This is a genomic window from Enterococcus sp. HMSC076E04, assembly GCF_001814285.1.
GTDB classification, from domain to species: Bacteria; Bacillota; Bacilli; order Lactobacillales; family Enterococcaceae; genus Enterococcus_B; species Enterococcus_B lactis.
Map to the genome: position 1 here is coordinate 8791 of NZ_KV815578.1, position 13890 is coordinate 22680.

Below are 13890 nucleotides of genomic sequence, written 5' to 3' on the forward strand. Positions count from 1 at the left end.
GAGAACGATTTGAAGGAAAACGTATCATTCAAGTCCCCACTGAAATAGCCGTAAAGTCACCCAATAAACTGATCGAAAAAGCACAAGAAATAATTGAAAAACAACTTGTTTGATCATAAGGAGGGAAAAAAGATGGAAAAGATAAAAAAGTTAAATTTAAAGGGACATTTATTGACAGCGATTTCTTATTTGATTCCAATCGTTTGTGGAGCAGGGTTCTTGATTGCTATCGGGATGGCGTTCGGTGGAACAAGTCAAGGGACACTGGTACAAGGTAAATTTTCTTTTTTTGATGCTTTAGCAACAATGGGAGGCGCTGGTTTAGGGTTACTTCCTGTAGTCATTGCAACAGGGATTTCTTATTCTATTGCAGCAAAACCAGGGATTGCTCCAGGGTTCATCATCGGATTGACAGCGAATGCTATTGGGGCTGGTTTTATTGGGGGGATATTAGGTGGCTATCTTTCTGGATTTCTCGTGTTAGCTATTTTAAACCATGTGAAAGTCCCAAATTGGGCAAAAGGACTGATGCCAACATTGATTATTCCATTTGTTGCTTCTATCCTAGGTGGGTTAATCATGGTCTATATCATTGGAACACCTGTTGCCTTGTTTACGTCTTTTCTTACGAATTTCTTAGATGGATTAGGTAATTCGTCCTTGTTGATTTTTGGCGGTGTAATCGGCTTACTAAGTGGCGTTGATTATGGTGGACCAATTAACAAAACTGTTTTTGCCTTTGTTCTCACAATGCAAGCAGAAGGAATCAATGGGCCAATTACAGCCCTCCAATTGGTAAATACGGCGACGCCTATCGGTTTTGGATTAGCTTACTTTGTCGCAAAAATATTTCGGAAAAACATCTATACAAAAGTGGAAGTCGAAACATTGAAATCAGCTGTTCCAATGGGTGTGATCAATATCGTCGAAGGTGTGATCCCACTAGTGATGAATGATATCGTCCGAGGTGTGGTTGCTACGGCTATTGGCGGATTTGCTGGTGGTGCAACGACAATGATCCTAGGCGCCGATGCAACAGTACCCTTTGGCGGCGTATTGATGATTCCGACGATGTCCAGACCTTGGGCAGGCGTGATAGCAATCTTAGTGAATGTTCTTGTGACAGCCGTTGTTTTGGCAATTATCAAAAAAGATGTGGGGAAAGAAGTCGAATCCGTAGTGGAAAAGGAAGAAGAAGATATTGACTTGGGAGACATTCAGATTTTCTAAGTCCTACATTTAGTCGGGGATTCAATCATTGATTTTTAAATAAAGGAGTCTTATATATGAGTAAAGTTTTGTTCTCACCATCTTTAATGACGATGGATCTAGATAAATTTAAGGAACAAATTGAATTTTTGAATCAGCATGTCGATTCTTATCATATCGATATCATGGATGGACATTATGTACCTAATCTGACATTGTCTCCATGGTTCATTGAGGAAGTACGAAAAATCAGTCATTTACCAATGTCTGCCCATTTAATGGTCACAGACCAAAGTTTTTGGGTGAATCAATTGATTGCACAAAAATGCGAATGGATTTGTATGCATGTCGAATGTTTAGACGGGCTAGCCTTTCGATTGATCGATCAGATCCATGCTGCAGGGCTAAAAGCAGGAGTCGTATTAAATCCTGAAACACCTATTGAAACTATTTTCCCTTATATTGATTTAGTGGATAAAATCACTATCATGACAGTCGATCCCGGTTTTGCTGGACAGCGCTTCATCGAAAGCACATTAGATAAAATCGTTGATTTAAGAAAACTTCGTCAAGAAAAGGGATATCATTATTTGATCGAAATGGACGGATCTTCGAATCGAAAATCATTTAAGCGAATTGATCATGCCGGACCAGATATCTATATCATCGGCCGTAGTGGATTATTTGGTTTAGACGAAGACATTGAGAAATCATGGACCATCATGAAAAGAGACTATGAGGAAACAACTGGAAAAAGTATAGAATAAGGAAATAGTTAAAAAGGTGAGAGGCAAAAGTTTAAGAGCTACTTTTGCCTCTCACCTTTTTTGTATGCTGATACTTTTTAGATAATTGTACAGAAATAAAAAAAACATAACATGTTAAGATGTTAGGTTTACGAATGAGATAAACTATGTTATAGTGTGTTTGTACAAAAGATAATATGTTAAGTAGGATTTTATTTTTGGGGAGGAAAAGTGATGCAGAATATTATATTGATTAGTCATGGCAGTATGGCTGAAGGCGTCAAGGCAAGTTTAGAAATGATCGTCGGAAAGCAAGATCATGTTCATGTCGTTGCGTTGACGCCTGATGGAGACAATCGGCAATTCGAAGAAGAATTATTAAAAAAAATGAAAGCCCTTAACGGCTCATCCTTGATTATTGCAGATCTTTTAGGTGGTACGCCATGTAATGTAGCATTAAGCAACTATCTAGAATCAGAAAATGTAGAAATTATTGCAGGGATGTCTTTACCATTAGTCATAGAAGCAACGTTGAATTCAACTGCTACGGTAAAAGAATTGATCCAAGCAGCAACAACTGGCATTGTTGATGTGAAGCAAAAAATGAAACAAACAGAAATCGAAAAAGAACCAAGCCTTCCAATGGATAATAGCCAATTGTATGAGGCATATAAAGGAAAAGAAAATATCGTGAATGTCAGGATAGACGAGCGTTTGATCCATGGACAAGTTGCGGGCATCTGGGCGCCCAGTTTGCACACACAGCGAATCATTGTGATCAACGATGAAGCAGCAGCAGATACGTTACAAAAGTCTTCCTTAAGAATGGCAGCGCCTACATCAATGAGACTTTCAGTTTTGTCGGTTGAATCTGCTGCGAAAAATATACGTTCAGGAAAGTATGGAAAACAGCGTCTATTCCTAGTATTCAAAAATCCAACAGATGTCTTACGTTATTTGAAAGCCGGAGGAAAGCTAACACACGTAAATGTTGGAAATATGAGTTATAAAGAGGGATCAAAAGATATAACAAAAAGTATCCAAGTATTAGAAGAAGAAATTGATGTGTTCGAATCAATTGCAGCAATGGATATAAATGTAACCGCTCAATTGGTACCAAATGATCCAGTTATTGACTTCATGGATAAACTGAGAAATTAAACAAAAATGAGGAGGAAGAAAGTATGCACTTAGCAGCGTATCAAATTATTCTTATTACGGTTTATGCTTTTATTACAATCAATGATTCGCTTATTTCAAATACATTAACACAACCAGCCATCGCAGGTATGATTTCTGGAATGATCATGGGAGACTTAAAAACAGGCTTGATGGTTGGAGGTACATTGCAACTAATGAGACTAGGGATTGCGGCTTTCGGTGGGGCATCAGTTCCTGATTATTTCACAGGAGCCGTCTTGGGAACAGTATTTGCGGTTATCTCTGGGAAAGGTGCAGAGTATGGTATAGGATTGGCTGTTCCAGTATCTTTATTGATGTTGCAACTTGATGTAGTCGCTCGCTTTTGTAATGTTTATCTCTTGCATCGTGTAGATAGAGCAATTGATGATATGAAAATCAATCGTATACCGCGATTAGTCTTATCTGGCTCTTTTCTTTGGGGATTGTCACGAGCCATTCCGATTTTATTGATGCTTTTAGTCGGTGATGCTGCTGTTTCAACGATCACAGAAAATACACCAGAATGGTTGATGAATGGACTAAAAACTGCTGGTGGGGTGTTACCAGTCGTTGGTGTAGGAATCTTGTTGCATTACCTTCCAACAAAACAATATATTCCTTATTTACTATTGGGTTTCTTTTTAGCCGCTTATTTACAAGTGCCAATGCTTGGTATCTCAATCGTCGGTGTGATTGCTGCAATTATTGTATTTAAAAAAGATAGTGAAAAAGCAGAACATCCGACAGTGACAGCCACAAATAATGGAACATTTGAAGGAGGATATGATGGGGATGAATAACCAGAAATTAACAAAGCAAGAGCTGAATGCGATTAGTTGGCGCTATATTTTAGGAAGTCAGCTGAACTGGAACTATGAACGAATGATGAGTTCTGGCTATTTATATGGGATATTACCAGTATTGAAAAAATTCTATGGTAATGACGAATCACAATTACAGGATATGATGCGTACACATAATCAATTCTTCAATACCAACGCGATTTTCGGAAATTTGATCATGGGGATTGATGTGGCAATCGAAGAAGAAGATGGTTACAAAGCAAAAGACACAATCATTGCCTTAAAAACAGCTTTAATGGGTTCTCTTGCTGGCGTAGGTGATTCATTGTTCCATGTGATTTGGGGAACGATTTTTGGATCGATCGCAGGAACATTAGCTCAAAGTGGCTCAATTGTTGGGTGTGTGATTTGGGTCATCGCGAATATCGCTTTATTATTTGGACGGGCTGCATTATTACCATTAGGATACAAACAAGGAGTCAAACTTGTCACAACTTTGAAAAACAAATTATCTGCATTCACTAATGCCGCAACAGTTTTAGGTGTCACGGTAATTGGTGCTTTGATTCCTTCCGTGGTAAAGGCAACGGTCCCATTTGTTTATAAAAAAGATGGGGTGGAATTAGTTATCCAAGATACATTAGACGCTATTTTACCCTCTCTTGTTCCAGTATTACTTGTTTTATTAACTTATTGGATGTTGGGACAAAAGAAATTGAATTCCACACGAGTAATCTGGATCATTTTGATTCTTTCCATTGCATTAAGTGCGTTTGGTATTTTAGCTTAAAAAAGGAAAAGTGAGATACGTCCGTTCACACATTTGTCCAAAAAGTAGAGGCTAAGCGGTTTTCTCATTCACTAAGATAAATGTGATTTTAGCCTCTGTATATTCATACAATCTGATGAGAAAGAGGGAGCAAAGATGGAGAAAAAAGGTTTGGGTAAAAGGCTTCTTTTGATGAGTATGCTTAGTTTAATTAGTTTATTTGGAATGAGTATATCAACCTTTGCCGAGGAAGATGAATTTCAAAAGATGGAAGAACGATGGAAAAGTCAACTTGTCTTTGAAAAAGAAAGTCCGGAAAATGAGTCATTAAGAGCATATATAGAAGCGTTATCAAAAGAAGCGGAAAATTTATATCAAACATTGGATCAATCACCTGACCGGACCTATCTATGGCCACTTGAATCGGGAAATACTTCTTCAGCAGATTTGACGACACAATTTATGAAACTCCAGAAACTTACTTATGCCTATAAAACAAAAGGGACAACACTTTATCAACAGCCAGAGGTTGCTGCAGCAATTAAAGAGGGAATCGATTTTATGATTACCAAAAAAGGATATGATGGGAAAAAGTATTATGGAAATTGGTGGGATTGGCAAATTGGTATCCCACAAAAATTTGTGAATATCCTTCTACTGTTGCACCAAGAGCTATCCAGTGAAAAAATCCAACAATATACAGCTATTTTGAGTCAATATGTACCTGATCCATTCCAGCAATTATATACTAAACCACAAGATTCATTTGTAGACCTTGCATTTATCCCTAACTTTTCAACGACCGGTGCCAATCGAACAGACTTATCATTGACTGTTTTAGGAGTAGGTATTTTACAAAAAGATGCCACAAAAATCCATCAAGCAGTGAATGGGATCAAAGATGTTTTTCAACTCGTGGCAAGTGGAGATGGGTTTTACGCAGATGGTTCCTTTATCCAGCATAATGATATTCCTTATACAGGTTCTTACGGGAATGTACTAATCAAAGGAGTTGGACAGATTTTTACGATTGTGGATGGGACTTCTTATACAGCAGCTTCTGATGCCATTCACGCTTTCGTAGAAAATGTAGAGAAGGCCTTTATTCCTTTGATTTACCAAGGTGAAATGCTTCCCATGGTGAATGGACGCGCTATTTCACGTGCGCCTTCAAAGACGAAGGTAGGATACGGGTCTTCAACGATGTATAATTTATTGATTGTTTCAAAATTTGCACCAGAAGATAAGCAAAAGGAACTAAAAGAAGCAGTCAAATATTGGATGCAATTGAACCCTTCGTATTATATAACGAATGTAAGAGATTATAATGACCTGGTCATGACACTATCCTTATTAGAAGACCAGACGATTTTAGGGAAGGATTTACCATTCATAGGGACAAAAATGTATCATAAAATGGATCGTTTTGTTCAGCGTACCAGTAAGTATATGGTAGGAATCAGTATGTATTCGAACCGTATCTCTTCTTTTGAAGCAGGAAATAAAGAAAACAAACGTGGCTGGCATACATCGGATGGGATGGTCTACTTATATAATGAGGATGATGTACAATTCGGTAAAAGCTATTGGCCGACTGTCGATCCTTATCGATTGCCAGGAACAACGGTCGATACAGTCCCTTTAAAAGATGAAATCTCTTCTTTTACGACTGTGCGATCAAATGAAAAAGCCGTTGGCGGTGTATCAAATGAAGGTCAGGCAGTGGTAGGTATGGCTCTAAATAAAACTGGAACAAAGAATAATGGGACAGTTTTGCCAATGGATGTCAAAGGGAAAAAATCGTGGTTTGTGCTTGACGATCAATTGATTGCGCTTGGTTCGGGAATTACCGGTAACACAAATGCGTCTATTGAAACGGTTATAGATAATCGTTTATTAAACGATCAGTTTACTTATAAAGTTGTAACAGAAACAGGAGAAGTTACCCAGCCAACCGAACAAAGTGAAAAAGAATGGTTATTGTTACAATCAAGTCAACCAGAAACATCGATCGGTTATTATTTTCCTGAGAAAGAAACAGTAAAAGTGATAAGTGAAGAACGGCAAGGTACTTATAGGGAAATCAACGAATCATTTCCCAGTGATGAAGTTTATCATGGAAGTTATCGGAAGTTTTTGATCAATCATGGAAAACATCCAATCAATGAAGCTTATGCATATGTGATATTACCAGGAGTGAACGAAAAAGGATTAAAAGAATATGCAGAAAAAGAACCAGTTACTATTCTTCAAAATACTCCAAAAATTCAAGCAGTAAAAGTAAAAGAATCCGGTTATTTGGGTATCAATTTTTGGGATAATACTGGTGGAGAATTAGATGGATTAAAAACAGATAAACCACTTTCTGTATTAAAGAAAATAAACGAACAAGAAAAAAGTTATACGTTTGCTGATCTTGCTCATACAAAGACGAAAATAACAATTGAATTACCAAATAATTTTGAAGCTATTCGAAGCATGAGTGAAGGAATCACCTATGATGAGCAGATGGGTCGCTTTACTATTGATTTTTCGCAAACATCGGATACACAAAAACAAATTGTCGTGGAATAAAAAAAGCGCACAAGAATAGAATATTCTTGTGCGTAATTTTTTATCCTTATTCCAATCCAATCAAATAATCGTCATCTTTCATGGCTTCTACATGACCTAACAAATAGCCGTTTCCGACTTGTGAGAAGAAGTCATGGTTGCTTGTGCCTGTTGAAATCCCGTTCATTACGATTGGGTTGACATCATTGGCAGTATCTGGGAAGAGTGGATCCATCCCTAGGTTCATCAATGCTTTGTTGGCATTATAGCGTAGGAATGTTTTGACTTCTTCTGTCCAACCGATTGGATCGTATAATTCTTCTGTATAACGTTCTTCGTTTTCATAAAGTTCATAAAGAAGGTTGTACATCCAGTCTTTCAACGTTTCTTGTTCTGCTTCAGGCAATTCGTTGAAACCTAATTGGAACTTGTAACCGATGTAGGTTCCATGTACCGATTCATCTCGGATGATCAGTTTGATGATCTCTGCTACGTTTGCCAATTTGTTGTTTCCTAAATAATAAAGAGGAGTATAAAAACCTGAATAGAACAAGAATGTTTCTAAAAAGACGCTGGCAATTTTCTTTTCTAGCGGTGTACCGTGTTTGTAGATTTCATTGATACGCTCAGCTTTTTTTTGCAGATAAGGATTCGTATTCGTCCAGTCAAAAATTTCTTCGATTTCTTTTTTCGTGTTCAGTGTACTAAAAATAGAAGAATAACTTTTGGCATGAACGGATTCCATGAATTGGATATTGTTCAAAACGGCTTCTTCATGGGGAGTGCGGACATCTTTACGCAACTGATCCATGCCGCTTTCAGATTGGACAGTATCCAGCAGTGTCAAACCGCCGAATACATGTCCTACTGTATCTTTTTCCAATTGAGACAATGTGCGCCAATCATCTAGGTCATTTGAAAGTGGGATACGTGTATCTAGCCAAAATTGCTCCGTCAGCTTCTCCCAAGTGGATTTATCAATGATATCTTCAATTTCATTCCAGTTTATTGCTTCATAATATGTTTCTGACATGAGAATGCTCCTTTAATTAAAATATGAATAAGCGAATCTATCTATGATATTAGATCACGCAGCTTTCACATTGATTGCTTCCGATTTCTTCTGCATCATCAGTAAAGGTACGTACATAATAAATGGATTTGATTCCTTTATGGAAAGCGTAATGTCTTAAAATATTCAAATCACGTGTCGTTTGCTTCGTTGTTGTCTTCCATTCATAAATACCTTCTGGGATTTCAGAACGCATGAATAAAGTCAAACTCATGCCTTGATCGACGTGTTGTTGTGCTGTTGCATAAACATCGATCACTTTACGCATGTCCATATCATAAGCAGAAGTGTAATATGGAATCGTCTCATTGGATAAATAAGGCGCTGGGTAATAAATTTTACCGATTTTCTTCTCTTGGCGTTCTTCGATCATGCGAGTGATAGGATGAATGCTTGCACTCGTATCATTGATATATGAAATTGAGCCATTTGGTGCTACTGCCAAGCGATTTTGGTGATATAGCCCATCTTTCATTACTGCTTGTTTCAAGGCATTCCAATCTTCAGCAGTTGGAATAAAGATTCCTTCAAATAATGCTTTGACTTTTTCTGATTTTGGCTGGAATTCTCCAGTTACGTATTTTTCGAAATAAGTGCCATCAGCATAAGCTGATTTTTCAAAATTATGGAAAACTTGTTTTCTTTCACGAGCGATATTATTGCTTTCAACAAGTGTCCAATAATTCAACAGCATGAAATAAATATTTGTAAAGTCTAATGAATCCTCTGAGCCATATTCCATTTGTTCTTTTGCAAGATAAGTGTGTAAGCCCATGGCACCTAATCCAATCGTATGATTCAGCTTATTTCCGTTTTGGATCGGCGGTACGACATCGATATCAGATGCATCTGTAATAAATGTCAATGCACGAGTCATCGTACGCACAGATTTACCAAAGTTAGGGCTTTGCATCAAATTCACGATATTTGTCGAACCTAAGTTACATGAGATATCTGTTCCTAATACTTCATACTCCTGTTTGCCGTTGATCACAGAAGGCGTTTGAACTTGTAAAATCTCTGAACATAAATTACTCATGATAATCTTGCCGTCGATTGGATTCTCGCGGTTCGCTGTATCAATATTGATTACGTAAGGATAGCCAGATTCTTGTTGTAATTTTGAGATTTCATTTTCAAGATCACGCGCTTTGATTTTTTGTTTGCGAATGTTTGGATTTGCAACTAGATGATCATACTCAGCTGTAATATCTACATAAGAGAATGGGACACCATATTCTTTTTCGACACTATACGGACTAAATAAATACATGTCTTCGTTTTTACGTGTCAATTCATAAAATTTATCAGGTACGATCACACCAAGAGAAAGAGTTTTTACGCGAATCTTTTCATCTGCATTTTCTTTTTTTGCTGAAAGGAAAGCAATAATGTCTGGATGGAACACATTCAAATAAACCACACCAGCTCCTTGACGCTGACCTAATTGATTAGAATAGCTGAAACTATCTTCGAATAATTTCATGACTGGAACGACACCACTCGCAGCACCCTCGTATCCTTTGATAGGAGCGCCGGCTTCACGAAGATTTGATAAAGTAATCCCCACGCCGCCGCCAATACGGGACAATTGCAAAGCAGAGTTGATTGAGCGCCCGATAGAGTTCATATCGTCAGTGACTTGAGTCAAGAAACAAGACACCAATTCGCCCCGACGTTTACGTCCAGCATTCAAGAAAGAAGGTGTAGCTGGCTGATAACGTTGATGGATCATTTCATCTGCAAGAGCAAGTGCTAATTCTTCATCTCCGTTCGCAAAGTAAAGCGCATTGAAGGCTACTCGATCTTCATAAGTTTCCAGATAAGCGGAACCGTCGTTGGTTTTCAACGCATATTGAGAATAAAATTTGTAAGCAGCCATAAAAGATTTGAAAGAAAAATGTTGTTCGTCCAAAAATTGATATAGCTTTTCAATAAATGATGGTGAATATAATTGGATGAATTCTGCTTCTATATATTCTTGATCGATCAAGTAATTGATTTTTTCCATAATAGATGGAAAAGTCATCGTATTTGGTTTGACATTTTCTTCAAAAAAGGCAGCCAAAGCTTCTTTATCCTTATTCAAAGGGATTTGACCATTGACTGGTCGATTGATTTCATTATTCAGCTTGAAATAACTGACATCTTGTAAATTTTTAAGACTCATACGTACGCCCAACCTTCATTTCGTATTTAATGATGCTTGATTGCAAATCATTGCATTGTTTTTAAGCTTTAAAAAAGGATTTGGAAGTTTGCGACAAAAACTGGTGCTGTCTCAAGCCCTTCAAATCCATGTATCTTGTTTTGATTCTTTTAGTCATGTTAGCTGGCAAGTTTACGCAACTGATCAGGACGGAATCCGATAACTGTTTCTGCATCGGAAGTAATGACAGGAACACTTTGGAATCCTTGTGCTTTCAACCAGTCTACTGCTTCCGGTTGTTCATCGATATTGACTTCTTCAAAAGCGATTTGATTTTCTGTTAAAAAACGTTTGACCATCTTGCATTGCATACAATTATTTTTAGAAAAGATTTTTACGTTCATGATGAGTGCCTCCTCTAAACACATTCTTATTATCTATAATAGATAGTATAAAACTCTTAGTAAAAAAGTCAAACAACAAACACTACATATTGTGTTGTGGAAACTGTGGAATACTAAGTTTTGTGTTTTTGAAAAAAGAGCTGAAAACAAGTATCGTGTGGGAAAATAGCAAATCTAATAGAGAAAAAATTGTGGAAAACTATGAAAAAATATTTTTTTCTTATTTTTGTCTATCAATACTAAAGATTCGCTCATAATATCACAAGTGTAATTGACATTCTCAATTACCGAGAGTATTCTATGTGAGAATGATTCTCATTTATTTGCGTAATACGTAAGAAAACTAGAACATAGAATGAATGGTTTCAACACATGGTTTATTTCACAAGAGAGGAATCAATATGCAGACCTTAGCGCAGGCAAAGCAAAACTTCGTTTATCAAGTCGAACGAATTGAAACAGAAGAAAAAACAAAACGCCATTTGCAAAATATTGGGGTCGTTGTCGGAAGTAAAATCGTCGTCGTCAATTTATCAGGCAACAATGCCATTTTACTGATAAAAAGTCATCGAGTGGCAGTAAGTCGGGAAATACTAAGTCAGATCTTTGTCAATAAAAAGACTGCTTCCTCTGAAAGCTGGACTTCTCTTGATCAATTAAAAGCAGGAGAGACGGGGATCGTCGTAGCCATCCACGGACAAGGCGCAGTGAAGCGGCGGTTGATGGATATGGGATTGACGCGAAATGTAAAAATAGTCATCCGAAAACTAGCCCCTCTAGGAGATCCAATCGAACTGACAGTGCGAGGATATGAATTGACGTTACGAAAGTCAGAGGCTGAACTAATCTTGGTACAAAGGGAGGAAAACGAATGAATATCGCGTTAGTCGGAAATCCAAACAGCGGGAAAACGAGCTTGTTCAATCTCTTGACTGGTTCGAATCAATATGTAGGGAATTGGCCGGGCGTAACAGTAGAAAAAAAAGAAGGATCGTTGAAAAAAAATCCGAACATTCACATTCAAGACCTACCCGGTATCTATTCTTTGTCTCCTTATACACCCGAAGAAGTGATTGCAAGAGATTATTTGGTTCATGAACAGCCTGAACTGATCATCAACATCATTGATGCTACCAATTTAGAGCGGAATCTATATTTAACTACGCAGTTATTGGACTTAGACATTCCTATGATCATTGGTCTGAATATGATGGATGTCATCAAAAAAGAAGGAAAAAAAATCAACCTAGAAAAGCTTTCCTATGGTCTTGGTGTACCAGTTTTACCAATCAGCGTATTGAAAAAGCAAGGAATCGAAAAATTAATCGAAAAGATTCAGGAGTCTGCAAAAAAACGGCCTTCTATTCCTGTTCCCTGTACATACGATCCGCGTTTAGAAGCAGCTTTACATGAAATTGAAGATGTACTAGGAGAAAAAAGCAGCAAGAAACGCTGGTATGCAATGAAATATTTTGAAAGAGATCAGAAGGTGAATGAGGATGATGAGATAACAATTTCTCAGCAAAAAGAAATCGAACAACTGATCCAGTTGACAGAGAAACTATTGGATGACGATAGTGAAACGATTCTAGTCAATGAACGTTATGAATTTATTACCCAATTATGTGCACTATCTGTCGTGTCAAATGATTCTTTCCAATTATCGATGAGTGACAAAATCGATCAGATTGCAACGAATCGTTGGTTAGCCTTGCCAATCTTTGCATTTGTGATGTGGCTGATTTATTACTTGGCTATTCAAACAGTAGGAACAATGGGGACAGATTGGATCAATGATACATTGTTTGGAACGTGGCTACCAGAACATGTTGGCAGACTGCTAGCTGAATGGCAAGTAGCGGAATGGATGCAGGAGCTGATCTTGAACGGCATCATCGCAGGCGTAGGAGCAGTATTAGGATTTTTACCGCAATTGATCGTATTGTTTTTATGCTTGAGCTTTCTAGAAGACTGCGGATATATGGCGAGGATCGCTTTTGTCATGGATCGACTTTTCCGGAAATTCGGGCTTTCAGGAAAATCCTTTATTCCTATGCTGATTGCCACAGGATGTGGCGTACCAGGCGTCATGGCTACTCGCACGATTGAAAACGAGCAAGATCGTCGGTTGACGATCATGGTCACGACATTCATGCCTTGTTCTGCAAAATTGCCGATTATTGCCTTAGTGGCAGGGGCCTTTTTCCTCACCAATCTTGGGTAGCTCCTTCTGCCTATTTTCTTGGTATGACTGCAATTATTTTCTCTGGAATCAGCTTGAAAAAAACGCGTTTGTTTGCTGGAGAAACAGCTCCGTTTATCATGGAATTGCCCGCATATCATTTTCCTCAATGGTCGACGATCCTAAGACAAACCTATGACCGCAGCAAGTCTTTTGTAAAAAAAGCAGGAACGATTATCTTTGTTTCTAGTATCGTGATCTGGTTTAGCTCTTCTTATAATTTTTATGCTCAACCTGTTCCTGAAGACCAAAGTATCCTAGCCTTTTTCGGACGAATCCTAGCTGTTGTTTTTCAGCCGCTTGGTTGGGGGAATTGGCAAGGAACTGTCGCAGCGATTACAGGATTAGTTGCTAAAGAAAATATTATTGGCACATTCGGTATTTTGTTTGGACATGCGGAAGTATCCGAAAATGGCAGAGAAATCTGGCAAGTGCTACAACACACATATACTCCCGCAGCAGCTTATTCATTGTTAGCCTTCAATTTACTTTGTGCGCCTTGTTTTGCGGCAATTGGGGCTATCCATCGGGAAATGAATGCCAAGAAATGGACTTGGATCGCCATAGGCTATCAATGCGGTTTAGCTTATTTAGTTAGTTTTGTGATCTATCAGTTGGGACACTTATTGGAAGGTGGACAGGTAGCGTTAGGGACGTATCTTGCTATTTTATTGATGATAGGACTCGTTTATGTTTTGTTCCGTCAGCCAAAATCCAAGAACCAGTTTTATGCTATATTGTCATTAGAAGGAGAGGAATAG

General features: G+C 37.9%; 10 protein-coding genes and 2 pseudogenes. 9 read left to right on the forward strand and 3 right to left on the reverse strand.

What is annotated here, in order from left to right; translation table 11 throughout:
- The 7 genes and pseudogenes from HMPREF2961_RS15630 to HMPREF2961_RS03145 all read left to right on the forward strand — a co-directional run.
- Window positions 1–113 (forward strand): annotated as a pseudogene (locus HMPREF2961_RS15630) (PTS fructose transporter subunit IIB); the annotation flags it as partial.
- 19 nt (window positions 114–132) lie between these two features.
- Window positions 133–1230, forward strand: a complete 1098-nt coding sequence (locus HMPREF2961_RS03120) for a PTS fructose transporter subunit IIC (RefSeq protein WP_002315682.1) — start codon at window positions 133–135, stop codon at window positions 1228–1230.
- Window positions 1231–1286: 56 nt separating this feature from the next.
- The gene (gene alsE / locus HMPREF2961_RS03125) at window positions 1287–1976 is read left to right on the forward strand and encodes a D-allulose 6-phosphate 3-epimerase (RefSeq protein ID WP_002315683.1); all 690 of its coding nucleotides are present in this window, start codon (window positions 1287–1289) and stop codon (window positions 1974–1976) included.
- Between the two features lie 213 nt (window positions 1977–2189).
- On the forward strand, window positions 2190–3116 hold the full coding sequence (locus HMPREF2961_RS14435; RefSeq protein ID WP_025477311.1) for a PTS sugar transporter subunit IIAB: 927 nt from the start codon (window positions 2190–2192) through the stop codon (window positions 3114–3116).
- Between the two features lie 23 nt (window positions 3117–3139).
- Window positions 3140–3937, forward strand: a complete 798-nt coding sequence (locus HMPREF2961_RS03135; RefSeq protein WP_070703945.1) for a PTS mannose/fructose/sorbose/N-acetylgalactosamine transporter subunit IIC — start codon at window positions 3140–3142, stop codon at window positions 3935–3937.
- Window positions 3924–4730 (forward strand): PTS system mannose/fructose/sorbose family transporter subunit IID, encoded by an 807-nt coding sequence (locus HMPREF2961_RS03140; RefSeq protein ID WP_033650113.1) that lies wholly within the window; start codon window positions 3924–3926, stop codon window positions 4728–4730. Before HMPREF2961_RS03135 ends, HMPREF2961_RS03140 begins: the two co-directional genes overlap by 14 nt.
- 135 nt (window positions 4731–4865) lie before the next feature.
- Window positions 4866–7283 carry a hyaluronate lyase HylB gene (locus HMPREF2961_RS03145; protein ID WP_002315687.1) on the forward strand — a complete coding sequence of 806 codons (2418 nt, stop codon included), beginning with the start codon at window positions 4866–4868 and terminating at the stop codon, window positions 7281–7283.
- Between the two features lie 46 nt (window positions 7284–7329).
- Here the strand turns inward: HMPREF2961_RS03145 and nrdF are convergent, their stop codons facing one another.
- From nrdF to nrdH, 3 genes are all read right to left on the reverse strand, one after another.
- Window positions 7330–8295 carry a class 1b ribonucleoside-diphosphate reductase subunit beta gene (gene nrdF / locus HMPREF2961_RS03150; RefSeq protein ID WP_002287792.1) on the reverse strand — a complete coding sequence of 322 codons (966 nt, stop codon included), beginning with the start codon at window positions 8293–8295 and terminating at the stop codon, window positions 7330–7332.
- 49 nt (window positions 8296–8344) lie between these two features.
- Window positions 8345–10504 carry a class 1b ribonucleoside-diphosphate reductase subunit alpha gene (nrdE, locus tag HMPREF2961_RS03155; RefSeq protein WP_002315688.1) on the reverse strand — a complete coding sequence of 720 codons (2160 nt, stop codon included), beginning with the start codon at window positions 10502–10504 and terminating at the stop codon, window positions 8345–8347.
- 158 nt (window positions 10505–10662) lie between these two features.
- Window positions 10663–10887, reverse strand: a complete 225-nt coding sequence (gene nrdH / locus HMPREF2961_RS03160; RefSeq protein WP_002287795.1) for a glutaredoxin-like protein NrdH — start codon at window positions 10885–10887, stop codon at window positions 10663–10665.
- A 401-nt stretch (window positions 10888–11288) separates the two neighbouring features.
- Between nrdH and HMPREF2961_RS03165 the strand changes: the two genes are divergently transcribed.
- Both HMPREF2961_RS03165 and feoB read left to right on the forward strand, forming a co-directional pair.
- On the forward strand, window positions 11289–11762 hold the full coding sequence (locus HMPREF2961_RS03165) for a FeoA family protein (protein ID WP_002290585.1): 474 nt from the start codon (window positions 11289–11291) through the stop codon (window positions 11760–11762).
- Window positions 11759–13890: pseudogene (feoB, locus tag HMPREF2961_RS03170) on the forward strand (ferrous iron transport protein B). Before HMPREF2961_RS03165 ends, feoB begins: the two are co-directional and overlap by 4 nt.

Bases quoted from the DNA above. Each gene is read 5' to 3' on its own strand.
- alsE (WP_002315683.1), top strand. From the start codon at position 1,287: ATGAGTAAAGTTTTGTTCTCACCATCTTTAATGACGATGGATCTAGAT.
- nrdE (WP_002315688.1), bottom strand. From the start codon at position 10,504: ATGAGTCTTAAAAATTTACAAGATGTCAGTTATTTCAAGCTGAATAAT.
- HMPREF2961_RS14435 (WP_025477311.1), top strand. From the start codon at position 2,190: ATGCAGAATATTATATTGATTAGTCATGGCAGTATGGCTGAAGGCGTC.
- HMPREF2961_RS03140 (WP_033650113.1), top strand. From the start codon at position 3,924: ATGGGGATGAATAACCAGAAATTAACAAAGCAAGAGCTGAATGCGATT.
- HMPREF2961_RS03145 (WP_002315687.1), top strand. From the start codon at position 4,866: ATGGAGAAAAAAGGTTTGGGTAAAAGGCTTCTTTTGATGAGTATGCTT.
- nrdH (WP_002287795.1), bottom strand. From the start codon at position 10,887: ATGAACGTAAAAATCTTTTCTAAAAATAATTGTATGCAATGCAAGATG.
- HMPREF2961_RS03135 (WP_070703945.1), top strand. From the start codon at position 3,140: ATGCACTTAGCAGCGTATCAAATTATTCTTATTACGGTTTATGCTTTT.
- HMPREF2961_RS03165 (WP_002290585.1), top strand. From the start codon at position 11,289: ATGCAGACCTTAGCGCAGGCAAAGCAAAACTTCGTTTATCAAGTCGAA.
- HMPREF2961_RS03120 (WP_002315682.1), top strand. From the start codon at position 133: ATGGAAAAGATAAAAAAGTTAAATTTAAAGGGACATTTATTGACAGCG.
- nrdF (WP_002287792.1), bottom strand. From the start codon at position 8,295: ATGTCAGAAACATATTATGAAGCAATAAACTGGAATGAAATTGAAGAT.